The sequence below is a fragment of the Stutzerimonas stutzeri genome (genome assembly GCF_024448935.1).
Classification (GTDB): Bacteria; Pseudomonadota; Gammaproteobacteria; order Pseudomonadales; family Pseudomonadaceae; genus Stutzerimonas; species Stutzerimonas stutzeri_AO.
This window is the reverse complement of record NZ_JAMOIE010000009.1, coordinates 33425-56117: the sequence shown is the minus strand read 5'-3', so window position 1 is coordinate 56117 and position 22693 is coordinate 33425. Positions and strand designations below refer to the sequence as shown.

General features: G+C 61.5%; 22 protein-coding genes and 1 pseudogene. 10 read left to right on the top strand and 13 right to left on the bottom strand.

The window, feature by feature from the left end; genetic code table 11:
• Nucleotides 1-112: 112 nt before the first annotated feature.
• Nucleotides 113-742 carry a TRAP transporter small permease gene (locus NA637_RS04370; RefSeq protein ID WP_256071120.1) on the top strand — a complete coding sequence of 210 codons (630 nt, stop codon included), beginning with the start codon at nucleotides 113-115 and terminating at the stop codon, nucleotides 740-742.
• Complete coding sequence (gene dctM, locus NA637_RS04365) at nucleotides 739-2019, top strand: C4-dicarboxylate TRAP transporter large permease protein DctM (protein WP_256071119.1); 1281 nt, start codon at nucleotides 739-741, stop codon at nucleotides 2017-2019. Before NA637_RS04370 ends, dctM begins: the two co-directional genes overlap by 4 nt.
• Before the next feature lie 62 nt (nucleotides 2020-2081).
• Here the strand turns inward: dctM and NA637_RS04360 are convergent, their stop codons facing one another.
• Nucleotides 2082-2690 carry a 2OG-Fe(II) oxygenase gene (locus NA637_RS04360; protein WP_256071118.1) on the bottom strand — a complete coding sequence of 203 codons (609 nt, stop codon included), beginning with the start codon at nucleotides 2688-2690 and terminating at the stop codon, nucleotides 2082-2084.
• A 108-nt stretch (nucleotides 2691-2798) separates the two neighbouring features.
• Between NA637_RS04360 and NA637_RS04355 the strand changes: the two genes are divergently transcribed.
• Complete coding sequence (locus tag NA637_RS04355) at nucleotides 2799-3596, top strand: hypothetical protein (protein WP_256071117.1); 798 nt, start codon at nucleotides 2799-2801, stop codon at nucleotides 3594-3596.
• Here NA637_RS04355 and NA637_RS04350 read toward each other — a convergent pair.
• The gene (locus tag NA637_RS04350; protein ID WP_256071116.1) at nucleotides 3577-4515 is read right to left on the bottom strand and encodes an alpha/beta hydrolase; all 939 of its coding nucleotides are present in this window, start codon (nucleotides 4513-4515) and stop codon (nucleotides 3577-3579) included. The genes NA637_RS04355 and NA637_RS04350 overlap by 20 nt on opposite strands.
• A gap of 86 nt (nucleotides 4516-4601) precedes the next feature.
• On the opposite strand from NA637_RS04350, the gene NA637_RS04345 reads away from it, so the two are divergent.
• Nucleotides 4602-5219 (top strand): DUF6436 domain-containing protein, encoded by a 618-nt coding sequence (locus NA637_RS04345; RefSeq protein WP_256071115.1) that lies wholly within the window; start codon nucleotides 4602-4604, stop codon nucleotides 5217-5219.
• Between the two features lie 16 nt (nucleotides 5220-5235).
• Here the strand turns inward: NA637_RS04345 and NA637_RS04340 are convergent, their stop codons facing one another.
• The 8 genes and pseudogenes from NA637_RS04340 to NA637_RS04305 all read right to left on the bottom strand — a co-directional run bounded on the left by NA637_RS04340 (nucleotide 5236) and on the right by NA637_RS04305 (nucleotide 14562).
• On the bottom strand, nucleotides 5236-6138 hold the full coding sequence (locus NA637_RS04340; protein ID WP_256071114.1) for an ABC transporter permease subunit: 903 nt from the start codon (nucleotides 6136-6138) through the stop codon (nucleotides 5236-5238).
• On the bottom strand, nucleotides 6135-7031 hold the full coding sequence (locus NA637_RS04335) for an ABC transporter permease subunit (RefSeq protein WP_256071113.1): 897 nt from the start codon (nucleotides 7029-7031) through the stop codon (nucleotides 6135-6137). Before NA637_RS04335 ends, NA637_RS04340 begins: the two co-directional genes overlap by 4 nt.
• Nucleotides 7028-8179 (bottom strand): ABC transporter ATP-binding protein, encoded by a 1152-nt coding sequence (locus NA637_RS04330; RefSeq protein WP_256071112.1) that lies wholly within the window; start codon nucleotides 8177-8179, stop codon nucleotides 7028-7030. Before NA637_RS04330 ends, NA637_RS04335 begins: the two co-directional genes overlap by 4 nt.
• 104 nt (nucleotides 8180-8283) lie before the next feature.
• Nucleotides 8284-9369 carry a polyamine ABC transporter substrate-binding protein gene (locus NA637_RS04325; RefSeq protein WP_256071111.1) on the bottom strand — a complete coding sequence of 362 codons (1086 nt, stop codon included), beginning with the start codon at nucleotides 9367-9369 and terminating at the stop codon, nucleotides 8284-8286.
• Between the two features lie 223 nt (nucleotides 9370-9592).
• Nucleotides 9593-10689: pseudogene (locus NA637_RS04320) on the bottom strand (polyamine ABC transporter substrate-binding protein).
• 190 nt (nucleotides 10690-10879) lie between these two features.
• Nucleotides 10880-12238, bottom strand: coding sequence for an aspartate aminotransferase family protein (locus tag NA637_RS04315; RefSeq protein ID WP_256071110.1), 1359 nt, complete (start codon nucleotides 12236-12238; stop codon nucleotides 10880-10882).
• A 174-nt stretch (nucleotides 12239-12412) separates the two neighbouring features.
• Nucleotides 12413-13771: a glutamine synthetase family protein gene (locus tag NA637_RS04310; RefSeq protein ID WP_256071109.1), complete on the bottom strand. Its 1359-nt coding sequence runs from the start codon at nucleotides 13769-13771 to the stop codon at nucleotides 12413-12415.
• 44 nt (nucleotides 13772-13815) lie between these two features.
• Nucleotides 13816-14562, bottom strand: a complete 747-nt coding sequence (locus NA637_RS04305) for a gamma-glutamyl-gamma-aminobutyrate hydrolase family protein (protein ID WP_256071108.1) — start codon at nucleotides 14560-14562, stop codon at nucleotides 13816-13818.
• 251 nt (nucleotides 14563-14813) lie between these two features.
• On the opposite strand from NA637_RS04305, the gene NA637_RS04300 reads away from it, so the two are divergent.
• Complete coding sequence (locus NA637_RS04300) at nucleotides 14814-16190, top strand: glutamine synthetase family protein (protein WP_256071107.1); 1377 nt, start codon at nucleotides 14814-14816, stop codon at nucleotides 16188-16190.
• A gap of 129 nt (nucleotides 16191-16319) precedes the next feature.
• Here the strand turns inward: NA637_RS04300 and NA637_RS04295 are convergent, their stop codons facing one another.
• Together NA637_RS04295 and rph are read right to left on the bottom strand one after the other, a co-directional pair.
• Nucleotides 16320-16688, bottom strand: a complete 369-nt coding sequence (locus NA637_RS04295) for a DUF4870 domain-containing protein (protein ID WP_256071106.1) — start codon at nucleotides 16686-16688, stop codon at nucleotides 16320-16322.
• Between the two features lie 18 nt (nucleotides 16689-16706).
• Nucleotides 16707-17429 carry a ribonuclease PH gene (rph, locus tag NA637_RS04290; protein ID WP_256071105.1) on the bottom strand — a complete coding sequence of 241 codons (723 nt, stop codon included), beginning with the start codon at nucleotides 17427-17429 and terminating at the stop codon, nucleotides 16707-16709.
• A 214-nt stretch (nucleotides 17430-17643) separates the two neighbouring features.
• On the opposite strand from rph, the gene NA637_RS04285 reads away from it, so the two are divergent.
• The 5 genes from NA637_RS04285 to NA637_RS04265 all read left to right on the top strand — a co-directional run bounded on the left by NA637_RS04285 (nucleotide 17644) and on the right by NA637_RS04265 (nucleotide 22345).
• Nucleotides 17644-18507, top strand: coding sequence for a YicC/YloC family endoribonuclease (locus NA637_RS04285; protein WP_256071104.1), 864 nt, complete (start codon nucleotides 17644-17646; stop codon nucleotides 18505-18507).
• A gap of 76 nt (nucleotides 18508-18583) precedes the next feature.
• Nucleotides 18584-19204, top strand: a complete 621-nt coding sequence (gene gmk / locus NA637_RS04280; protein WP_256071103.1) for a guanylate kinase — start codon at nucleotides 18584-18586, stop codon at nucleotides 19202-19204.
• 223 nt (nucleotides 19205-19427) lie between these two features.
• Nucleotides 19428-19691 (top strand): DNA-directed RNA polymerase subunit omega, encoded by a 264-nt coding sequence (gene rpoZ, locus NA637_RS04275; protein WP_256071102.1) that lies wholly within the window; start codon nucleotides 19428-19430, stop codon nucleotides 19689-19691.
• Between the two features lie 60 nt (nucleotides 19692-19751).
• Nucleotides 19752-21860 (top strand): bifunctional GTP diphosphokinase/guanosine-3',5'-bis pyrophosphate 3'-pyrophosphohydrolase, encoded by a 2109-nt coding sequence (gene spoT / locus NA637_RS04270; protein WP_256071101.1) that lies wholly within the window; start codon nucleotides 19752-19754, stop codon nucleotides 21858-21860.
• 104 nt (nucleotides 21861-21964) lie between these two features.
• Entirely contained in the window at nucleotides 21965-22345 is a 381-nt protein-coding gene (locus NA637_RS04265) for a RidA family protein (RefSeq protein WP_256071100.1), read from the top strand.
• An 87-nt stretch (nucleotides 22346-22432) separates the two neighbouring features.
• On the opposite strand, the gene NA637_RS04260 is transcribed toward NA637_RS04265, so the two are convergent.
• Nucleotides 22433-22630: a hypothetical protein gene (locus NA637_RS04260; RefSeq protein ID WP_256071099.1), complete on the bottom strand. Its 198-nt coding sequence runs from the start codon at nucleotides 22628-22630 to the stop codon at nucleotides 22433-22435.
• Between the last annotated feature and the right edge of the window lie 63 nt (nucleotides 22631-22693).

Sequence of the window (22693 nt, the reverse complement as noted above, 5' to 3'; positions counted from 1 at the left end):
CCTTGTCCAGAACAAGCCTTTTCACTGCTCTGTCAACCGGTTACCAGACCGGCTCATGGCGCACGTTCCGTACGCCTGTCGAAACAATGCATTCCATCGGGAGATGTCATCCATGAACGCCCTCTGGCGCGTCTGGGACCACTTCGAGGAGGGTTTCATCGCCTTCCTGCTGGCCGCCATGACTCTGGTGACCTTTGTTTATGTGGTCCTGAACAACCTCTACACCGTTTTCTACAGCCTGGCCGACGCCTTTCCGGCCGCTGAAGATTTCTTCTTCGCCATCGGCGATTTTCTGATCGGCATGGCTCAAGCCATGACCTGGAGCACGGCGCTGACCAAGGCCCTGTTCGCCTGGCTGATCTTCTCCGGCCTCGCCTATGGCGTGCGCACCGCCGGCCATATCGGGGTCGACGCGCTGGTCAAGCTGGCCCCGCGACAGGTGCAGCGCTACATCGGGGTGCTTGCCTGCCTGTTCTGCCTCGGTTACGCCGCGCTGCTGACAGTGGCGAGCTTCGCGTGGATCCAGGCCCTGTTCACCGCCAACATCGGCGCCGAAGACCTCGGCCACTTCGGTGTCAAGCAATGGCACATTGGCATGATCGTGCCGATCGGCTTTGCCATGGTGTTCATTCGTTTCGCGGAAATCTTCGTGCGCATCCTACGCAACGAGCAAACCGGCCTGGGCCTGGCCGACGAAGCGGCCGAAGCGGCCAGGCTCGGTAAAGAGGAGCCGAAGCAATGACTATCCTGTTTCTCTTCCTGGCACTCTTCGCGCTGATGTTCATCGGCGTGCCGGTGGCCATTTCGCTTGGCCTTGCCGGCTCCTTGACGATCTTCTTCTTCAGCCCCGACTCGGTGCGCTCACTGGCGATCAAGCTGTTCGAGACGTCCGAACATTACACTTTGCTGGCGATTCCGTTCTTCCTGCTGGCCGGTGCGTTCATGACCACCGGCGGCGTCGCCAAGCGGCTGATCGACTTCGCTAACGCCAGCGTCGGTCATATTCGCGGCGGTTTGGCCATCGGTGCGGTGCTGGCGTGCATGCTGTTCGCCGCCCTGTCCGGCTCATCCCCGGCCACCGTGGCCGCAGTCGGCTCCATTGCCATCGCCGGCATGGTGCGCTCCGGCTATCCGCAGGCCTTCGGTACCGGCATCGTCTGTAACGCCGGTACGCTGGGCATTCTGATCCCGCCATCCATCGTCATGGTGGTCTACGCGGCCGCCACCGAAACCTCCGTAGGCAAGCTGTTCATGGCCGGCGTGGTGCCAGGCCTTTTGCTGGGCGTCGGGCTGATGGTCGCGATCTACATCGTCGCGGTGAAGAAAAACCTGCCAGCCATGCCGCGAGCGACCCTGCGCCAGTGGCTGTCTTCAGCCCGCAAGGCACTGTGGGGCCTGCTGCTGATGGTAATCATCCTCGGTGGCATTTACTCGGGCATGTTCACGCCGACCGAGGCGGCGGCTGTCGCGGCAGTGTACTCCGCCTTCATCGCGCTGTTCGTGTACAAGGACATCAGCTTGCGCGACTGCCCGAAGGTGCTGCTGGAGTCGGGCAAGCTCACGATCATGCTGATGTTCATCATCGCCAACGCCATGCTGTTCGCGCATGTGCTGACGACCGAACAGATCCCGCAGCAGATCACTGCCATGGTGCTCGAGGCCGGCCTGCAGCCGTGGATGTTCCTGCTGGTGGTGAACATCGTGCTGCTGATCGCCGGTGCATTCATGGAGCCGTCCGCCATCATCCTGATCCTGGCGCCGATCCTGTTCCCGATTGCCATCGAACTGGGCATCGACCCGATCCACCTGGGCATCATCATGGTGGTGAACATGGAAATCGGCCTGATCACGCCGCCGGTGGGGCTGAACCTGTTCGTCGCCTCGGCCGTAACCGGCATGCCGGTGACTCAGGTGATCCGTGCCGTGATGCCGTGGCTTGCGCTGCTGCTCAGCTTCCTGATGATCATCACCTACGTGCCGTCGATCTCCCTGGCGCTGCCGAACCTGCTTGGCATGTAACGCGCGTCGGTCACACCGCTTCCCTATTAGCCCGGCTCGCGCCGGGCTTTTTTTGCTCTGCGCTACAGCGCGAGGACATCTGCAGGACGTCGGCGAAACCAGCCCGTCAGGGAGAGGCGGTCGGTATGGGTGACCAACACTTCGTGAGGGAACTCGCCAGACAGGAAAACCAGCAGATCACCCGCAAGCGGTGGAATGTCGCGCTGCGAGCCGTCAGCGAAATGCATGCGCAGCTCTCCCCCATCAGCGGGTTGCCAGTCCGGGTTGAGGTAGACCACCGTGCTGACGCAGCGGCTGTCATCATCACGGAAGCGATCCAGATGCGTCTGATAGAAAGCGCCCGGCGGGTACAGCGCGAAATGGCATTCGAACTCTTCCAGACCGAGGAACAACGTCTGGTTCATGCGTAATCGAAGCCCATCCATCAGTTCCAGATAGCGGTCACACAACGGCGACTGGCCCGGTTCGAGCCATTCAATCTGATCGCCACGTATTCCTTGGCGAATGGTCAGCGCATCGCCGCGGCCGATACCGGCCGGGACCAGGGCACCTTGTGCCTCGCGCTTGCGGCACTCCGCTGCCAAACCGAGGGTCAGATCATCTGACAGGAACGAATGACGTAGCGACCAGCCATGCTCGGCGAGGTCGTCAATGATGGGAACGAACTGCAAGGAAGAGACTCCGAAAGGACTGCGTTGGAGTCTAGCAGCAGCACTTTCGCGCCTCGACAGCAGCCGTCAGGGCGCTGAAAATAAACTGCCCGTCAGACAGGAGCTTCCATGCGCGCCTTAATCGCTTGTGTATTACTTGCTTTGAGCTTCAACACCCTCGCCGATACCTATGACGAGCTGTACGAGACCGCTGGCTGGACCGAACAACGCGCCAATTTCAGCGATGCCCTGACCGCCGCTCAACAGCGCTACAAGAACACCCTGCCACCCGCCGTTTACCAGGCGCTGGTAACCAACAGCAATCGCCGCTTCGCGGTTGACGCCATCGATCAGCGGGCCAAGCAGGCGCTGCGGGAGAGCCTCGCCAACCCGCAACCAGCACTGGCGTTCTTCCAATCTCCGCTCGGCCACAAGGTGGTCGCGGCCGAGGCCTTGGCCGGGCGCCGCGAGCAGCTGGCCAGATACGAAAACGGCATCCCTCGAATGGAGGCCGGCAGCAACCGGCAGCTGTTGATCCGTCATCTGGCCCAGGCGCTGCCGGCTGCCGAAGCCGGTGCTGAGGTCAGCCTGGCGCTGGCCGGTGTCGCAGCCGATAGCCTCAGCCAGATGATTCCGGGCTTGCTCGGCGGTGGCCAGGCGCAGGGGCTGCTGGACAGCCAACGCGAGCGTTTGCAGCAACAGGTCGAGAGTGATCTGGACAACACGCTGCTGTATATCTATCGCGACCTCTCCGATGCCGAACTGGAGGAGTTTGTCCAGTTCGCCCAGTCGGAGGCCGGTCAGCGCTATTACAGCGCAGCACTGCAGGCCCTGCGTGCCGGGCTGGCGGTCGGCTTGAGCGGCAACCAGACCCAGGCGCAAACGGCCTCTCAGCCAGCGCGCCGAGCTACTTCAAGCGTTCGCTGAGAAACCCGAAATATTCACGGCGCAGGGCTTCCTGCTCGTTGACCAGGTGATGCCGCGCTGCGGGTAGCCGAAGGATCTCCGGGGCTGCGAACTTGTCTTGCAGAACCGGCAGGTTGTGTTGCCAGTCGACCGTCATGTCGGCCTCGCCCTGAACAATCAGCGGGCTGTACCGGCTGGGGGGCGCGCCTTCGATACGCTGGATCCAGCGCGACAGCGCGCCCACCCAGGCGGTTGGCAGGATATCGGGCTGCAGCGGATCATGGAACTGGACGAATTCGAGAAATGCCGGATCGCCTGAGTTTTCACTGAAGCGCCGGGGAATCTGCTGGACGAAGCGCCGCATCACTTCATAACTGAAGCGTGACCATCCCCAGGCCCGTGGCCGCACCAGGGGCGCCAGCAGAATGCCCTGCCCCAGCGCCGGGTGCAGCGGCTGGCAGAGCAGGTAATCCAGCACGATGGCGGCGCCGGTGCTCTGCCCCAGCAAATGCCAGGGATGCGGCAGATTCATCGCTGCGGCTTCGTGCAGCAGGCCCTGCAGCACGGCCTGGTATTCATCGAATTCATTGATGCTGGCGCGAGGCCCGCTGGAAAGTCCATGCCCCGGCAGGTCGCAGGCGAGCACGGCGAAGCCCATGCGCAACCCCCAATCCACCACGTGCCGGTACAGGCCCATATGGTCGTAGTAACCGTGCAGGACCAACAGTGTCGCGACCGGCTGCTCGGGGCACCACGCTTGTGCCACCACCTCATAACCGTGTACCTGAAACCGCCCCAGGCGCCGCTGAATACCGCCGTGGTGAGGCAGATCCAACCCATAGTAGGCCTGATAGAAGCGTGCATCGGCGGTAAGCTCGGCCGCCTGGCGAAGCGGGCTTAATTGCGCGCGGAGTGCGTCGGGATCGATTCGCGAAGGCATGAGCGGTTTTCTTGCTAGGAGTAAGCGAGATATTCAGCTCTGCAGCGCGACGTGGCAAGCTGGTGCATCCATCCAAGAGCCCCATCATGTCCGCACGCAACAAATATCTGATTGCAGCGCTCGTTGCCCTGCTCTGGGGTGGCGCCATGCTGGCTGCCTTCTGGTGGTTCGAGGCGCGCTACCTGCGACCGTTCGAGAACGAGCGGGCCGAGCTGTTCTTTGGCGATCAGCTGGCATTGCCCGAGCCGCTGAGCGGCGCCGGGCCGGTTCGTGTGGTGCACTTCTGGGATCCGGCCTGCCCCTGCAATGCAGGCAACCAGCAACACCTGGCCGAGCTGGTGCAACGCTTCGGTAGGCGGGGCGTCAGCTTTTATTCGTTGCAAAAGCCGGGTAGCCAGGGCCGCTTGCCGGACCAGCTGGCCGGTCTGCAGGCGCTCGCCGATCTGCCGGGGGCCAGCAGCCTGCCCGCCAGTCCGGCGGTTGGGATCTGGGATGCCGATGGACGACTGGTATACATCGGCCCCTATAGCGAAGGGGCCGTGTGCAGCTCCGACAACAGCTTCATCGAGCCCGTCCTCGAGGCCGTGCTGGCTGGCCGCCAGGTCAAGGCGACGCACTCGCTCGCGGTAGGTTGTTTCTGTGACTGGGCGCCTTCGCCGGTCGCTGAATCCTCGGCAAACCAGCGGTCAACGGCTGAGCGCTGAGCGCCAGCAGCGCCGGTCAGCTGTGCGCCGTGGGTGGCGTCATTACCTTGCGACTGTCGATCACCTGACGCCAGGTCGGGTTGGCATTGTTGTCATCCATTGCCTGGCGCATCGCACGTACACGGCGCTTCTCGGCGCGACGGCCGATGTACCAGGCAATGAAGGTCGCCAGCGACACCACCAGCAGGATCAGGCTGGCAACGGCGTTGATCTCCGGCTTCACACCCAGGCGCACCGCCGAGAAAATCTCCATCGGCAGCGTCGTTGCGCCTGGACCGGAGACGAAGCTGGCCAGGACCAGATCATCCAGCGACAGGGCGAACGAGAGCATGCCACCGGCCGCCAGTGACGGCGCGATCATCGGCATGGTGATCAGGAAAAACACCTTCCAGGGCCGTGCCCCGAGGTCCATCGCTGCTTCCTCGATGGACTGGTCAAGTTCACGCAGCCTCGCCATCACGACCACGGCGACATAGGCCGAGCAGAAGGTGGTATGGGCGATCCAGATGGTGACGATGCCGCGCTGGGCGGGCCAGCCGATCAGCTGCGCCATGGCCACGAACAAGAGCAGCAACGACAGACCGGTGATCACTTCCGGCATCACCAGCGGCGCCGTGACCAGACCGCCAAACACGGTGCGCCCGCGAAAGTTGGGTATTCGCGTCAGCACGAAGGCGGCCATGGTGCCCAGCGCAACCGCGGCAATGGCGGTGTAGAAAGCGATCTCCAGCGACCGCATGACCGCGCCCATCAACTGCCTGTTGTCCAGCAAACCCGCGTACCACTTCAGCGACCAGCCGCCCCACACCGTTACCAGCCGCGAGGCATTGAAGGAGTAGATGACCAGCAGCACCATGGGCAGGTAGATGAACAACAACCCGAGGAACAGGATCAGGTTGGAAAAGCTGTAACGCTTCATAGCTTGCCCTCCAGTTCCTTGGTTTGGTTGCGGTTGAACAGAATGATCGGCACCAACAGGATCGCCAACATCACCACCGCCAGTGCAGACGCTACCGGCCAGTCGCGGTTATTGAAGAACTCCTGCCACAGCACCTTGCCGATCATCAGCGTCTCCGGCCCGCCGAGCAGCTCGGGGATGACGAACTCGCCCACCACCGGAATGAATACCAGCATGCAGCCGGCGATGATGCCGTTCTTCGACAGCGGCACCGTGATTTTCCAGAAACTGGTCAAATTGCGAGCGCCCAGGTCGGACGCAGCCTCCAACAGGCTGAGGTCATGCTTCGCCAGGTTGGCGTACAGCGGCAGGATCATGAACGGCAGGTAGGAATACACCACGCCGATGTAGACGGCGAGATCGGTGTTGAGGATGCGCAGCGGTTCGTCGATCAGGCCCAGGCCCTGCAAAAGGCCGTTGAGAATGCCGTTGCTGCTGAGAATGCCCATCCAGGCATAGACGCGGATCAGGATCGCCGTCCAGGTCGGCATCATGATCAGCAGCAGCAGCACGGTCTGCAGGTCCTTGCGTGCTCGAGCGATAGCGTAGGCCATCGGATAGCCCACCAGCAGGCAGATCAGCGTGCCGAAGAAGGCAATGCGCAGCGAGCCGGCGTAGGCCGCCCAGTACAGATCGTCCTCGCTGAGGAAGATGTAGTTGCCGAGATTGATCACCACTTGCAGCTGCTGCTCGGCGTACGTATAGATCTGCGTATACGGTGGAATTGCCACATCCGCCTCGGAAAAGCTGATCTTCAGGACGATGGCGAACGGCAGCAGGAAAAACAGGAACAGCCACAGGAAGGGAACGCCGATGACCAGTCGGCGCCCGCCGTTCAGCCGTACCCGGCTCATGCCTGCAGTACCACGCCGCTGTCGCTGAGCCAGTGCAGGTAGACCTGCTCTTCCCAGGTCGGCCATTTCACATGGCGTTCGGCGTTGGCGACGAACGCCTGCAGCAGCACCCCCGACTCCAGCTTGATGTAGTACACCGAGTGGCCGCCGAGGTAGGCGATGTCGTGCACCACGCCCTGCACCCAGTTGTACCCGGCCAGCTCGAGCACCGGCTTGTCCAGGCTCATCAACAGCTTCTCCGGGCGCAGGGCGTAGGTCACACGCTTGTCCTCGGCGCGGGTACTGATGCCATGGCCGACATAGATCGGCCGCTCCAGTTGCGCACAGTCGATCACCGCATGGTCCTCGGCGTCTTCGATCAGCTCGCCATCGAACAGGTTGACGTTGCCGATGAACTCGCAGACCAAGCGGCTCGCCGGGGTCTCGTAGATGTCCATCGGGCTGCCGACCTGAGCGATCCAGCCGAGATGCATGATGGCGATGCGCTCGGCCATGGTCATGGCCTCTTCCTGGTCGTGGGTGACCATCACGCAGGTTACGCCGACGCGCTCGATGATCTGCACCAGCTCCAGCTGCATCTGCGAGCGCAGCTTCTTGTCCAGCGCACCCATGGGTTCGTCGAGCAGCAGCAGCTTCGGGCGCTTGGCCAGCGAGCGGGCCAGTGCCACGCGCTGGCGCTGGCCGCCGGACAGCTGATGCGGCTTGCGCCTGGCGTACTGGCTCATCTGTACCAGCGTCAGCATTTCATCGACGCGGGTCTTTACCTCATCCTTGGACAGTCCGTCCTGCTTGAGGCCGAAGGCGATGTTCTGCTCCACGCTCATGTGCGGGAACAGTGCATAGGACTGGAACATCATGTTGATCGACCGCTCGTACGGCGGCATGTCGGTGATGTCCTGACCGTCGAGGAAGATCCGCCCCTCCGTCGGCCGCTCGAACCCAGCCAGCATGCGCAGCAAGGTGGACTTGCCCGAACCCGAGCCACCGAGCAGGGCGAATATCTCACCCTGACGGATGCTCAGCGAGACATCATCGACCGCTACCGTTTCGTCGAACTTCTTGGTGACGCGGTCGATCTTCAGCAGCACCTGCTTGTTCTGGCTCTCACCGCTGAGGGCCTTTTTGTAGGCGCTGGAGGCAACGGCCATGCACGAACTCCCGATTGAAATAATGGGCCCGGACGGCGCCGGGGAACAGCATCGTGTAAGGGCGCGACGGGAAACCGCAATCGGCCCCGGCGTGCCCGGTATCGCTACTGACCGGATTTCACCTTGGTCCAGGTCCGGGTCATCAGGCGGATGACCTTCTGGGGCAGCTCTGCGGAGACGTACAAGCGGTCCAGCACGGCTTGCGGCGGGTAGACCGAAGGGTCGTTACGGACTTCCTGGTCCATCAACTCGTCTGCCTTGATATTCGGGTTGGCATAGCCCACATAGTCACTGACCGATGCGATAACCTCGGGTTCGAGCAGGTAATTGATGAAGGCATGGGCTTCGTCGACGTTCTGCGCATCGGCCGGAATGGCCAACATGTCGAACCAGAGGTTGCCGCCTTCTTTGGGGATTGCGTAGGCAATGTCGATGCCCTTTCCGGCTTCGTCGGCACGTGCCGCAGCCTGGAACACGTCGCCGGAGAAACCGGCGGCAATGCAGATATTGCCGTTGGCCAGGTCGGACACGTACTTGGATGAGTGGAAGTAACGGACGTAGGGGCGTACCTCAAGCAGCTTCGCCTCAGCCTTGGCGTAGTCGTCCGGATCGGTGCTGTTGGGGTCCAGGCCGAGGTAGTTGAGCACGGCCGGGATCATCTCGTCAGCCGAATCAAGGAAGGCGATACCGCAGCCGGCAAGCTTCTTGGCGTTCTCCGGCTCGAACAGCACGGCCCAGGAATCGACCTTCTCGATGCCCAGCGCAGCGGTCACCTTTTCAACGTTGTAGCCGACGCCGTTGGTGCCCCAGAGATAGGGCGCGGCGTAGGCATTGCCCGGATCGTTCTTCTCCAGCTGCTTGAGCAGTGCGGGATCCAGGTTCTCCCAATTGGGTAGCTTGCTCTTGTCCAGCTTCTGGAAGGCCCCGGCGCGAATCTGTTTGCCGAGGAAATGGTTGGAAGGCACCACCACGTCATAGCCGGTGCGGCCAGCGAGCAGTTTGCCTTCGAGGGTTTCGTTTGAATCGAACACATCATAGACCGGCTGGATACCCGTCTCTTTCTCGAATTCTTCCAGCGTGGTTTCGCCGATGTAATCGGACCAGTTGTAGATATGCACCGTGGCAGCCTGAGCGGATGCAGCACCGCTGACCGCAGCGGCTATAAGAAGCGACTTCAATGTCGAGCGCATGAGAGTGTCCTCTGGGTGCAGACCGCGCGATCAGTGGGCAAACGGCGGGCTGTTGATTGGAAAAACCTCTAAAGATCAACCGGCGCGTTGGCGAGACGGTCAGGCTCAAAGGGTGCGCTACAGCCAGACCGCACGCCAGATTTGCAAATCCGAACCAGCCCTTGGAGGCACCGATGATGAGGCCTCGCACAGGCCCGCAAGCAGACCTGGCGAGGCGGCTGGATCAACGGCCGGATTTGATCTTGGTCCAGCTGCGGGTCATGGTGCGCTGGGTCTTCGAATCAAGGTCCGGGAAGGTGTAGAGCTTTTCCAGCACGGCCTGGCTCGGGTAGATGCCGGGGTCGGTGCGAATCGCTTCATCCACCAGTTCGGTGGCTGCCGCGTTGCCGTTGGGGAACTGCACATAGTTGGTGATCGAGGCCATCACCTCAGGCTTCATCAGGTAGTCAAGGAAGACATGGGCGTTATCGACGTTCTTCGCATCGGCCGGTACAGCCAGCATGTCGAAGAAAGTGCCTGCGCCTTCCTTGGGAATGTTGTAGCTGACCTTGACCTCGTCACCTGCTTCCTCAGCCCGCGCTTTGGCCTGGTAGACGTCACCGGAATAACCGATGGCGACGCAGACGTTGCCGTTGGCCAGGTCCGAGATGTACTTCGAGGAGTGGAAATAGGCGACGCTCGGACGAATCTGCATGAACAGCTCTTCGGCCTTCTTCAGCTCGTCTTTGTTGGTGGTGTCAGGCTTGTAGCCCAGGTAATGCAGTGCAGCCGGGAGGATTTCGGTGGGCGAATCGAGAAACGAGACGCCGCAGGATTTCAGCTTTTCCATGTTCTCCGGCTTGAACACCAGATCCCAGGAGTCGACCGGCGCATCTTCGCCAAGGGCAGCCTTGACCTTCTCAGGGTTGTAGCCGATGCCGATGGTGCCCCACATGTACGGCACGGCGTACTGGTTGCCCGGGTCGCTGGACTGCAGCGCCTTGAGCAGGTCCTTGTCGAGGTTTCCCAGTTCGGCAGCTTGCTCTTGTCGAGCTTCTGGAATACCCCGGCCTTGATCTGCTTGGCCAGGAAGGGGTTGGACGGCACCACCACGTCGTAACCGGAGCTGCCGGCGAGCAGCTTGGCTTCCAGCACTTCGTTGCTGTCGAACACGTCGTAGACGACCTTGATCCCGGTTTCCCTGGTGAAGTTGTCCAGGGTGTCTTCGGCGATGTAGTCGGACCAGTTGTAGACGTGCAGTACCTTTTCCTGGGCCTGCGCAGCCCCGGCAACGGTGCCGGCCAGCGTCATGGCAAGAAGGGTCTTGGCGAAGGGATTCATCCGTGCAGCTCCTGTTGTCATCATTAATGTCGGGGCAGTGGAACAGGCCATGAACAGCGCGGCGGCCTGGAGGTGTGCCGGCATCGACACACCCCTCGGTAGGTCTGGCTTCCAGCACGCGCGCAGTCTGGCAAGGTCGGGGGCGTTTTTTCAACAAGCCCAACGCATGCCGGCCACACAATCGACAGCCTTAGCCCAGGGCATCCCGGGCCGTCGCGTCCAGGCACAGCCTGACCTTGCCGATCAACTCGTCGATCTGCTCCGCACTGATCACCAGCGGTGGCGAAATGATCATGGTGTCACCGACTGCGCGCATCACCAGACCGTTGCGGAAGCAGTGCTCGCGGCAGAGCATGCCCACGCCCGGATCGGCGAAACGCTCGCGGGTCTTCTTGTTCTTCACCAGCTCCAGCGCGCCGAGCATGCCGACGCCACGGGCCTCGCCCACCAACGGGTGTTCGACCAGCTCGCGCCAGCGAGACTGCAAATAGGGTGCCGTCTTGGTCTTGACCCGCTCGACGATCTGCTCTTCGCGCAGGATGCGGATGTTCTCCAGCGCCACCGCAGCCGCCACCGGGTGCCCGGAATAGGTGAAGCCGTGATAGAACTCGCCGCCTTCGTTGAGGGTATGCACCACTTCGTCGCGTACCACCACGCCCCCCATGGGCAGGTAGCCGGAGGTCAGGCCCTTGGCGATGGGCATCAGGTCCGGCGCATTGCCGTAGTAGTCGCTGCCGAACCACTCGCCGGTGCGACCGAAGCCGCAGATGACTTCGTCGGCAATGAACAGGATGTCGTAGCGGGCGAGGATCTCGCGAATCTTCGGCCAGTAGCTGTCCGGCGGGATGATCACGCCGCCGGCGCCCTGGATCGGTTCGGCGATGAAGGCGGCGACCTTGTCCTCACCCACCTCAAGAATTTTGCGCTCCAGCTGTTCGGCCACACGGACGCCGAATTCCTCGGGGTCCAGATCGCCGCCCTCGCCGAACCAATAAGGTTGGTCGATGTGCTCGATCCCCGGGATCGGACCGTCGCCCTGTTCGTGCATGGCCTTCATGCCGCCAAGGCTGGCGCCGGCGATGGTCGAGCCGTGGTAGCCGTTCCAGCGGCCGATCACCACCTTCTTCTGCGGCTGCCCCTTGATCGCCCAATAGTGGCGCACCATGCGCAGCACGGTGTCGTTGGCTTCCGAACCGGAGCCGGTGAAGAACACATGGTTCATGCCTTCCGGCGCGATCTCGGCGATGGCCTTGGCCAGTGCCAGCGCCGGCGGGTGGGCGGTCTGGAAAAACAGGTTGTAGTAGGGCAGTTCGCGCATCTGCCTGGTGGCCGCCTGCACCAGTTCTTCCCGGCCATAACCGAGGTTGACGCACCAGAGCCCGGCCATCGCATCGAGGATCTTGTGGCCTTCGCTGTCCCAGAGATAGACGCCTTCACCCCGGGTAATGATGCGCGTGCCCTTGGCATTGAGCGCTTTGAAATCGGTGAACGGCGGCAGGTGATGGTCGCGGCTCAGGGCTTGCCATTGCTGGGTTTGCGTATCGCTCATCGGTCGCCTCTTTATATTGGTTCGTAAGCTTGAAGCCTGAAGCCTGAAGCCTGAAGCCTGAAGCCTGAAGCCTGAAGCTTGAAGCTTGAAGCTTGAAGCCTGAAGCCTGAAGCCTGAAGCTTGAAGCCAAAGCACAAAGCACAAAGCCAAAAGCCCGGCTTCCGGCTGCTTTATTTACACCGAGAGCATCAGGAATTCCCGCTCCCAGGAGCTGATCACCCGGTGGTAGTTTTCCTGCTCGGCGCGCTTGACCGCGATATAGCCGGTGATGAATTTCGGGCTCAGGTATTTCTCCAGCGCCCGGCAGTTCTCCATCCGCTCCAAAGCCGCTTCCAGCGTCAGCGGCAGGCGCAGATTGCGACGCTCGTAGCCGCGACCCTTGACCGGCTGACTTGGCGGCAGCTCCTCGACCATGCCGATGTAGCCGCACAGCAGGCTGGCGGCGATGGCCAGATAAGGGTTGGCGTCGGCGCCCGGCAAGCGGTTCTCGACGCGACGGTTCTGCGGATCGGAGTCCGGCACTCGCAGGCCGACGGTACGGTTCTCCTCGCCCCATTCGACGTTCACCGGTGCCGAGGTGTCGGGCAGGAAGCGGCGGAAGGAGTTCACGTTCGGCGCGAACAGCGGCAGCAGCTCGGGAATGTATTTCTGCAGGCCGCCGACGTGGTACAGGAACAGCTGGCTCATGGTGCCGTCGCTGCTGGAGAAGATATTACGCCCGGTCTCCAGATCCACCACGCTCTGGTGCAGGTGCATCGCGCTGCCCGGCTCGCCGGTCATCGGCTTGGCCATGAAGGTGGCGGCGACGTTGTGCTTGAGCGCCGCCTCACGCATGGTGCGCTTGAACACCAGGATCTGGTCGGCCAGGTGCAGCGCCTCGCCATGACGGAAGTTGATTTCCATCTGCGCGGTGCCTTCCTCATGGATCAGGGTATCCAGATCCAGCCCCTGGGCCTCGCACCAGTCGTACATGTCCTCGAACAGCGGGTCGAACTCGTTGGCCGCATCGATGGAGAACGACTGCCGGCCCGTCTCCTGCCGGCCCGAGCGCCCGATCGGTGGCTGGAACGGCAGGTCCGGGTCTTCGCAGCGCTTGGTCAGGTAGAACTCCATCTCCGGTGCGACGATGGGCTGCCAGCCTTTATCGGCGTACATCTTCAGCACACGCTTCAAGATATTGCGCGGCGAGATTTCGATGGGATTGCCCATCTTGTCGTAGGTGTCGTGGATCACCTGCGCGGTGGGCTCGATGGCCCATGGCACAAGAAATACCGCGCCCGGATCGGGCCGGCAGAACATGTCGATATCGGCGGGATCGAGCAGCTCGTAATAGATATCGTCCTCTACATAATCGCCAGTCACGGTCTGCAACAGTACGCTTTCCGGCAGGCGCATGCCTTTTTCGTCGAGGAACTTGTTGGTGGGTGAGATCTTGCCGCGGGCGATGCCGGTCAGGTCGCTGATCAGGCACTCCACCTCGGTGATCTTGCGTTCTTTCAGCCAGCCGGTGAGCTGGTCGAGCTTGCTGGACATATCGACCTCAGAAATTAAGAAAACGAGCACCGGTCGGCCCGCGCTCAGCGCCGCCCCGCGCGTTCCTGGCAGGCACGGGCAAAGCCCTCGAACAACGCCAGGTAATGAGGATGCTCATGCACCTTCCATTCCGGATGCCACTGCACGCCAAGGGCAAAGCTGCGCGCCCCCTCGACGGAAAAGGCCTCGATCAGCCCATCCGGTGCCAGCGCCTCGATGCGCAAGCCCTCGCCGAGCCGCTCGACGCCCTGTCCATGCAGCGAATTGACGTCAATCTGCGCGGGTAACCCGAGGCGCTGCAGCAATCCACCCGGCTGGACGTGCAACGGATGACTTAGACCGTACTGCACCTCGACTGGATCCTCGGCGCGCTCACGGTGATCGGCATAAGGCCCGGCCTCGTGAACCTCCTGATGCAGGCTGCCGCCAAAAGCGACGTTGATTTCCTGAAACCCGCGGCAGACGCCGAATACGGGAACACCCGCAGCCACCGCCGCACGAATAAGCGGCAGCGTCACTTGATCACGGGATGGGTCATGGGCGGTGCCCTCGGTGCTGGCCGGGCCGCCATAATGGTGCGGTTCGACGTTGGATGGTGAGCCGGTAAAGAGCAGGCCGTCTACGCTATCCAGTAATGCAGCCGGGTCGATCAGATCGCCGAGTGCCGGGATGACCAGCGGCATGCCGGCTACAGCCGCCGCGCGCAGGTACTTGTCGCCGGCTATATGGAAGCTGTGGTGGCCGATCTGCCTGGTACAGGCGGAAACGCCGATCAATGGCACGCGAGGCATGGGATACTCGTCTTTCCAGATGGGGCTCTTCGAAGAGTAGTCTTGTTCGTTTTTATAGACAATAGCCGAGGGTTACCGCTTCGCAAAGCCATGTCAGCGTTTCGCGATCGTTCTCCGGACTGCCCCGAAAACGCCCACCGCGGGCCTCGAAGAGGCATTTCGGGGCACTATTGACAGCAGCAGGGCTTTTCGATTGACTCCAAGACAAGCTGTTTGATGATTGAAATTTTTAACAATTAAGGTGCTTCATCATGCTTCCGCCGCCGCGTGCCGTTCAGCTCAACGAAGCGAACGCATTTCTAAAGGAACACCCGGAGGTCCAGTACGTCGACCTGCTGATCGCAGACATGAACGGTGTCGTCCGGGGCAAGCGCATCGAGCGCGCCAGCCTGCACAAGGTGTATGAAAAAGGCATCAACCTGCCGGCCTCGCTGTTCGCCCTGGACATCAACGGCATCACCGTGGAGAGCTCCGGCCTCGGAATGGACATCGGTGACTCCGACAGGACCTGTTTTCCCATTCCCAATACGCTCAGCAACGAACCTTGGCAGAAACGCCCCACCGCCCAGTTGCTGATGACCATGCACGAGCGGGACGGCTCGCCATTTTTCGCCGATCCACGGGAAGTGCTGCGTCAGGTCGTCAGCAAGTTCGATGAACTGGGCCTGACCATCTGCGCCGCGTTCGAGCTGGAGTTCTACCTGATCGACCAGGAAAACGTGAACGGTCGTCCGCAACCACCACGTTCGCCCATCTCCGGCAAACGCCCCCACTCTACCCAGGTCTACCTGATCGATGATCTGGACGAGTACGTCGACTGCCTGCAGGACGTCCTCGAAGGCGCCAAGGAACAGGGCATTCCCGCCGATGCCATCGTCAAGGAAAGCGCCCCGGCGCAGTTCGAGGTCAACCTTCATCACGTCGCCGACCCTATCAAGGCGTGCGACTACGCGGTGCTGCTCAAACGGCTGATCAAGAACATCGCCTACGACCACGAGATGGACACCACCTTCATGGCCAAGCCCTACCCGGGCCAGGCCGGCAACGGGCTACACGTGCACATCTCGCTGCTGGACAAGAACGGCAACAATATTTTCGCCACCAGCAATCCGCTGGAAAGCGAAACGCTGCGCCACGCCATCGGCGGCATCCAGCAGACCATGGCCGCCTCGATGGCTTTCCTCTGCCCCAACGTGAACTCCTATCGCCGCTTCGGTGCCCAGTTCTATGTACCGAACGCGCCCTGCTGGGGCCTGGACAACCGCACCGTGGCGCTGCGCGTGCCAACCGACAGCCCCGATGCCGTGCGCATCGAGCATCGGGTGGCCGGCGCAGACGCCAACCCCTATCTGCTGCTGGCCAGCGTTCTAGCAGGCATTCACCATGGTCTGACCAACAAGATCGCAGCGGACGAGCCGATCGAGGGCAACTCCTACGAGCAGGTCGAGCCGAGCCTGCCCTCCAACCTGCGCGATGCGCTGCGCGAGCTGGACGACAGCGAGATCCTGGCGCGCTACATCAGCCCGCAGTACACCGACATTTTCGTGGCCTGCAAGGAAAGCGAGCTGGAAGAATTCGAGCACTCCATCTCCGACCTCGAATACAACTGGTACCTGCACACCGTCTGATAGCGCGCCCCGCATCACCGCGTGCGGGGCTCTCAGCCACTCATGGAAGCGCTGCGGTGATCGGACCACCCCGCTGCCCCCCGCATCGCCGTCAGATAAAAAACCTGACTGGCTCAACCTGACGCGACGCTACCTGACAATGCGCCAGCAAAACGGATAGCGATAGGGCTTTCCCTCGTTGGCACGGATGCCCGCGATCACCACCAATACCAGTGCCACCACGCTGATAAGCGCCATTAACGGAAAGCCGATCAGTATCCAGGCAAGCACCCCGCAAATCATCAGCAGGATGCTGAATGTGATCTGGAAGTTCAGCGCTTCCTTGCCCTGCTCGTCGACGAAGGGATCCATGTCCTTTTTCAACTGCCAGACGATCAACGGGCCCAGCACATTGCCGATCATTGGCACCAGAAACCAGAAGAACGCCGAGTAATGACAGAACATGGCCCACTGCCGCGCTTGCACAGAGGGCAGCGGAACCAATTCCTGATCGGACATGAGATGCTCTCCTCCGGTTTAATCAGCCAGCGCGGCAACCTGCAGAGCGAATAGCTCCTGCATACCGGCCTGCGCCAATGCCAGCATGGCATTCAACTCATCTGGCTGGAACGGCGCCCCTTCTGCGGTGCCTTGCACCTCGATGAAGCCGCCAGCGCTGGTCATCACCACGTTCAGGTCGGTTTCGGCCGTCGAGTCTTCGAGATAATCAAGGTCGAGGACCGGTTCGCCCTGGTACATACCTACCGACACAGCCGCGACCATCTGCTTGAGTGGCTCGCCGCTCTTCAACCCGCCGCGCTTCTTCAGCAATTTCAGCGCATCGACCAGCGCCACCATCGCCCCGGTGATCGACGCAGTGCGAGTACCGCCATCGGCCTGGATCACGTCACAATCGATGTAGATGGTGTTTTCGCCCAACTTGCCCATGTCCAGCGAGGCACGCAACGAACGGCCGATCAAGCGCTGGATTTCCAGCGTACGTCCACCCTGTTTGCCCCGACTGGCTTCGCGCTGGTTACGGTCGCCGGTCGCTCGCGGCAGCATGCCGTACTCGGCGGTCAACCAGCCCTGCCCCTGCCCTTTGAGGAAGCGCGGCACGCCATTTTCGATACTGGCGGTGCAGATCACCTTGGTGTCGCCGAACTCCACCAAAACCGAGCCCTCGGCGTGCTTGGTGTAATGGCGAGTAATGCGGATCGATCGCAGCTGATCGGCGGCGCGGCCACTGGGACGCTTCATGAGGCTTATCCTGGTCTGAGTGAATTGAAGCCCATTATAGAGGCCTGACCTACGCTAAGGGCCATCGCCGAACCATTCGCATCGGCAGGCAGCCATGCCAATCGAGCGCCTGATACGCCAAGCGGCTCAACTGCAGGAGACGAGACACCGGCGTCACTGGCTGCATTTTCCTTTACAATCCTCCGCCTTTCGTCATCGTACCGAGAGGTTTCCCATGATTCACAGCATGACCGCTTTCGCCCGTGCCGAGCAGGCCGGCGAGCACGGCACCCTCAGCTGGGAGATCCGCTCGGTCAACCATCGCTACCTTGAACCGCACCTGCGCTTACCCGAGGCTTTCCGCGACCTCGAAGGCCCGGTCAGGGAGGCGCTGCGCAAGGGGCTGTCGCGCGGCAAGGTCGAGTGCACCCTGCGTTTCACGGAAGAGGCCGCTGGACGATCGATGCAAGTCGACCCGGAGCGGGCTCGCCAGCTGATCAGCGCGGCTGAAAGCGTTGCGGCATTGATCAAGCAACCCGCACCACTCAACCCGCTGGAAATTCTCGCCTGGCCAGGCGTGCTGGTGGGCGACTCGACGGACCCGCAAGCACTGAACAATGCGGCCCTGCAGTTGTTTGATCAGGCCTTGGAGCAGATGAAAGCCGGCCGTCTACGCGAAGGCGAAGAGCTTGCCCGCCTGATCAACGAACGCCTCGATGCCGTCGGCACGGAAACCACCACGCTTCGCAGCCAGGTGCCGCAGATGCTCGCGGCACAGCGCCAGAAACTCCTCGACCGCTGCGCTGAAATGCGCGTCGAACTGGACCCTCAGCGCCTCGAGCAGGAGCTGGTAATACTGGCGCAGAAGAGCGATGTCGCCGAAGAGCTCGATCGTCTTGGCACCCACGTCACCGAGGTGCGCCGGGTGTTGAAGTCCGGCGGAGCGGCCGGGCGGCGCCTGGACTTTCTCATGCAGGAACTCAACCGCGAGGCCAACACCCTCGGCTCCAAGGCGTTCGACCCACGCAGCACCCAGGCGGCGGTCAGTCTCAAGGTGCTCATCGAGCAGATGCGCGAACAGGTCCAGAACATCGAATAGCAACTACGCTTGGCCTTCAATGGCGGACCGGCCGGCCACCCGCCAGGCATACCTCAGCAACCGTTCAGAGAATTACATGGCAGCCTCCACCAGTACGCTCTACATTGTTTCCGCGCCTTCCGGGGCCGGCAAGACCAGCCTGGTCAAGGCCTTGCTCGATGCGCAGCCGCAGCTCCGCGTCTCGGTTTCACACACCACTCGCCCCATGCGCCCGGGCGAGGTAGACGGGGTCAACTACCACTTCGTCAGCCGTGGGGAGTTTCTGCAACGCCTGGAGCAGAACGAATTTCTCGAACACGCCGAAGTCTTCGGCAACCTCTACGGCACCTCGCAGCGCTGGCTTGAGCAGACCCTGAACGAAGGTTACGACCTGATCCTGGAAATCGACTGGCAGGGTGCGCAGCAGGTCCGTCGACTGATGCCACAGGCCAAGTCGATCTTCATCCTCCCACCCACCCAGCAAGCCCTGCGCCAGCGCCTGACCAACCGCGGCCAGGACAGCGACGAGGTGATCGAGAAGCGCATGCGCGAGGCGGTCAGCGAAATGACCCATTACGTCGAATACGATTACCTGGTGATCAACGACGACTTCGCCCACGCCTTGATTGACCTGCAGGCGATCTTCCGTGCCAATCAGCTCCTGCAGGCCGCTCAGCAACAGCGCTTCCGTACGCTGCTGGAGGAGTTGCTGGCTTAAGGAGCTGCAAGCTGCAAGCGATTAGGGGTGAAGGGAGGCGTTTAATCGCGGTCAAGCTTCCCCGCTTTCACTTGCAGCTTGCAGCTTGTAGCTTGCAGCTTGAAGCTTGAAGCTTGAAGCTCATGGCTGCGATTTACCGCTTCCCTATTGGCTGGTGATTTTTTAAACTATCCCGTCCGCTCGCCCATTCGGGCACGCGTTACCGTTATTGATGAGGAACACCATGGCCCGCGTTACCGTTGAAGACTGCCTGGACAACGTAGATAACCGCTTCGAGCTGGTCATGCTCGCTACCAAGCGCTCGCGCCAACTGGCCACCGGCGGCAAAGAGCCCAAGGTAGCCTGGGAAAATGACAAGCCGACCGTCGTGGCCCTGCGTGAAATCGCCTCAGGCCTGGTGGATTATGACGTCATCGCTCAGGACGACATTGTCGTCGACGAGCCACTGTTCGTTCAGTACGAGGAAGAGCCCAACGAGGCCCTCTGATTAAATGCCAGGTCGAAGTCGAACCGCAGCCATAGCGCCCCGCCGGCAAGGAGTAATCCCTTGCCAGCCATAGACGCTCTTGCCGATCGCCTGTCGACCTATCTCGGCGCTGACCAGGTCAATCTGGTCCGCCGTGCCTATTTCTACGCCGAGCAGGCCCACGACGGCCAGCGTCGGCGCAGCGGTGAAGCCTACGTCACCCACCCCCTTGCGGTAGCCAACATTCTCGCCGATATGCACATGGATCATCAGAGCCTGATGGCCGCCATGCTGCATGATGTCATCGAGGACACCGGCATCGCCAAGGAGGCGCTCACCGCGCAATTTGGCGAAACTGTCGCCGAGTTGGTGGACGGTGTCAGCAAACTGACCCAGATGAAGTTCGAGACCAAGGCCGAAGCCCAGGCCGAGAACTTCCAGAAGATGGCCATGGCCATGGCACGCGACATCCGGGTGATTCTGGTCAAGCTCGCTGACCGCCTGCACAACATGCGCACCCTGGAGGTGCTGGCCGGTGAAAAGCGCCGGCGCATCGCCAAGGAAACCCTGGAAATCTACGCACCCATTGCCAACCGGCTGGGCATGCACGCGATGCGCGTGGAATTCGAGGATCTGGGCTTCAAGGCCATGTACCCGATGCGCTCGGAGCGGATACGCGCCGCGGTACGTCGCGCGCGCGGCAATCGCAACGAGATCGTCGAGAAGATCGAGCAGTCGCTGATCCACTGCCTCGAACGCGATGGCCTTGAAGGCGAGATCGTCGGCCGCGAGAAGCACCTCTACAGCATCTACAAGAAGATGCGCGGCAAGCGAAAGGCGTTCAACGAGATCATGGACGTCTACGCGTTCCGGATCGTCGTCGACAAAGTCGATACCTGCTATCGCGTACTCGGCGCGGTACACAGCCTCTACAAGCCCCTCCCGGGCCGCTTCAAGGATTACATCGCGATCCCCAAGGCCAATGGTTACCAGTCCCTGCATACCACCCTGTTCGGCATGCACGGGGTGCCCATCGAGATCCAGATCCGCACCCGCGAGATGGAAGAGATGGCCAACAACGGCATCGCTGCGCACTGGCTGTACAAGTCCAACGGGGAAGAAACCGCGAAAGGCACCCACGCCCGCGCACGACAGTGGGTCAAAGGCGTGCTGGAACTGCAGGAACGCGCCGGCAATTCCCTTGAGTTCATCGAAAGCGTGAAGATCGACCTGTTCCCGGACGAGGTCTATGTCTTCACGCCCAAGGGCAGCATCATGGAGTTGCCGAAGGGCTCCACCGCGGTGGACTTCGCCTACGCCGTGCACACCGACGTCGGCAATACGTGCATTGCCTGCCGCGTCAATAGGCGCCTGGCACCTCTGTCGCAAGCGCTGGAAAGCGGTTGTACCGTTGAGATCGTTACCGCTCCGGGCGCGCGCCCCAACCCGGCCTGGCTGAATTTCGTGGTCACCGGCAAGGCGCGAACGCACATCCGCCATGCGCTGAAGCTGCAGCGTCGCTCGGAATCGATCAACCTCGGCGAGCGCCTGCTAAACAAGGCATTGGCCGGTTTCGACACCAGCCTGGAAAGCCTTGCCCCGGAGCGCATCCGCACGGTGCTCAATGAGTACCATATGGAGGTCATCGAAGACCTGCTGGAGGATATCGGCCTGGGCAATCGCATGGCCTACGTCATTGCCCGACGTTTGCTGGCCAGTGAAGGCGAACAAGCACCGAGCGCTGAAGGGCCACTTGCTATTCGCGGCACCGAAGGTCTGGTGCTCAACTATGCCAAGTGTTGCACGCCGATTCCTGGCGATCCCATCGTCGGCCACCTGTCCGCGGGCAAGGGCATGGTGGTGCACCTCGACACCTGCCGGAACATCGCCGATGTTCGGCACAACCCGGATAAATGCATTCAGCTGTCCTGGTCCAAGGACGTCACCGGTGAGTTCAACGTCGAGCTACGCGTTGAACTGGAACACCAGCGGGGCCTGATCGCCCTGTTGGCTGGCAGCGTCAATGCGGCGGACGGCAACATCGAAAAGATCGGCATGGACGAGCGCGACGGCCGCATCAGCGTCGTTCAGCTGGTGGTCAGTGTGCATGACCGCGTACACCTGGCGCGCGTGATCAAGAAGCTGCGGGCGATCAAGGGCGTCATGCGTATCACCCGGATGAAGGCTTAAAAAGCCGAGAAGAGCGCTGGAAGCTAGAGGCTGGACGAAACACGCGTATTCGTTCAGCCTTCAATGTCCCAGCGATTTTATCGTCTTCTGAACGGAGTTTTACCATGCCCCGCACCGTCATCAACAGCGACAACGCACCCGCCGCCATTGGCCCCTATTCCCAAGCGATCAAGGCCGGCAATACCGTCTACATGTCCGGTCAGATTCCGCTGGACCCGAAGACCATGGAACTGGTGGAAGGCTTCGAAGCACAGACCGTACAGGTCTTCGAAAACCTCAAGGCTGTCGCCGAAGCCGCTGGCGGTTCGCTCAAGGACCTCGTCAAGCTGAATATCTTTCTCACCGACCTCGGCAACTTTGCCACTGTCAACGAGGTCATGAGCCGCTATTTCCAGCAGCCCTACCCCGCCCGCGCCGCCATCGGCATCGCCGCACTACCCAAGGCTGCACAAGTTGAAATGGACGCCATCATGGTGCTCGAGTGATACCCAGCTAGCCAATCAGCGCGGGGAACGCTACTGGAATGCTGCAGCGCCCGATTGCAACCGCGACCTGAGTGCCGCTGACTTTTATCAACTGGCGACGCGACCATCCCAAAGCTCCTCGTCGTCGAGCTGGCAGGTGTCGACGTAACGCGGCATGCCGCCGATCTCCTCCAGCTCCGTCATGCCTGCGAGTTGTCTGACGATGCGGTAACGCTTGCCGGCGGTCTTGTCCTGCAATGGATAGAGCGCGGCAACCTGCTGCGCCAACTCGGTCAGGGTGGACATGGTGCGGATAATGCTCTGGGTGCGAAAAGCCAGGCTATTTACTACGAACAGGCGCTCATTGCG

Excerpts from the sequence above, each read along its gene's own strand:
- NA637_RS04345 (WP_256071115.1), top strand. The coding sequence starts at position 4,602 with ATGTCCGCACGCAACAAATATCTGATTGCAGCGCTCGTTGCCCTGCTC.
- rph (WP_256071105.1), bottom strand. The coding sequence starts at position 17,429 with ATGAAGCGTCCCAGTGGCCGCGCCGCCGATCAGCTGCGATCGATCCGC.
- NA637_RS04265 (WP_256071100.1), top strand. The coding sequence starts at position 21,965 with ATGCCCCGCACCGTCATCAACAGCGACAACGCACCCGCCGCCATTGGC.
- NA637_RS04330 (WP_256071112.1), bottom strand. The coding sequence starts at position 8,179 with ATGGCCGTTGCCTCCAGCGCCTACAAAAAGGCCCTCAGCGGTGAGAGC.
- NA637_RS04370 (WP_256071120.1), top strand. The coding sequence starts at position 113 with ATGAACGCCCTCTGGCGCGTCTGGGACCACTTCGAGGAGGGTTTCATC.
- NA637_RS04310 (WP_256071109.1), bottom strand. The coding sequence starts at position 13,771 with ATGTCCAGCAAGCTCGACCAGCTCACCGGCTGGCTGAAAGAACGCAAG.
- NA637_RS04315 (WP_256071110.1), bottom strand. The coding sequence starts at position 12,238 with ATGAGCGATACGCAAACCCAGCAATGGCAAGCCCTGAGCCGCGACCAT.
- gmk (WP_256071103.1), top strand. The coding sequence starts at position 18,584 with ATGGCAGCCTCCACCAGTACGCTCTACATTGTTTCCGCGCCTTCCGGG.
- dctM (WP_256071119.1), top strand. The coding sequence starts at position 739 with ATGACTATCCTGTTTCTCTTCCTGGCACTCTTCGCGCTGATGTTCATC.
- NA637_RS04305 (WP_256071108.1), bottom strand. The coding sequence starts at position 14,562 with ATGCCTCGCGTGCCATTGATCGGCGTTTCCGCCTGTACCAGGCAGATC.
- NA637_RS04340 (WP_256071114.1), bottom strand. The coding sequence starts at position 6,138 with ATGAAGCGTTACAGCTTTTCCAACCTGATCCTGTTCCTCGGGTTGTTG.
- NA637_RS04355 (WP_256071117.1), top strand. The coding sequence starts at position 2,799 with ATGCGCGCCTTAATCGCTTGTGTATTACTTGCTTTGAGCTTCAACACC.
- rpoZ (WP_256071102.1), top strand. The coding sequence starts at position 19,428 with ATGGCCCGCGTTACCGTTGAAGACTGCCTGGACAACGTAGATAACCGC.
- NA637_RS04335 (WP_256071113.1), bottom strand. The coding sequence starts at position 7,031 with ATGAGCCGGGTACGGCTGAACGGCGGGCGCCGACTGGTCATCGGCGTT.
- NA637_RS04325 (WP_256071111.1), bottom strand. The coding sequence starts at position 9,369 with ATGCGCTCGACATTGAAGTCGCTTCTTATAGCCGCTGCGGTCAGCGGT.
- NA637_RS04300 (WP_256071107.1), top strand. The coding sequence starts at position 14,814 with ATGCTTCCGCCGCCGCGTGCCGTTCAGCTCAACGAAGCGAACGCATTT.
- NA637_RS04350 (WP_256071116.1), bottom strand. The coding sequence starts at position 4,515 with ATGCCTTCGCGAATCGATCCCGACGCACTCCGCGCGCAATTAAGCCCG.
- NA637_RS04295 (WP_256071106.1), bottom strand. The coding sequence starts at position 16,688 with ATGTCCGATCAGGAATTGGTTCCGCTGCCCTCTGTGCAAGCGCGGCAG.
- NA637_RS04285 (WP_256071104.1), top strand. The coding sequence starts at position 17,644 with ATGATTCACAGCATGACCGCTTTCGCCCGTGCCGAGCAGGCCGGCGAG.
- NA637_RS04260 (WP_256071099.1), bottom strand. The coding sequence starts at position 22,630 with ATGTCCACCCTGACCGAGTTGGCGCAGCAGGTTGCCGCGCTCTATCCA.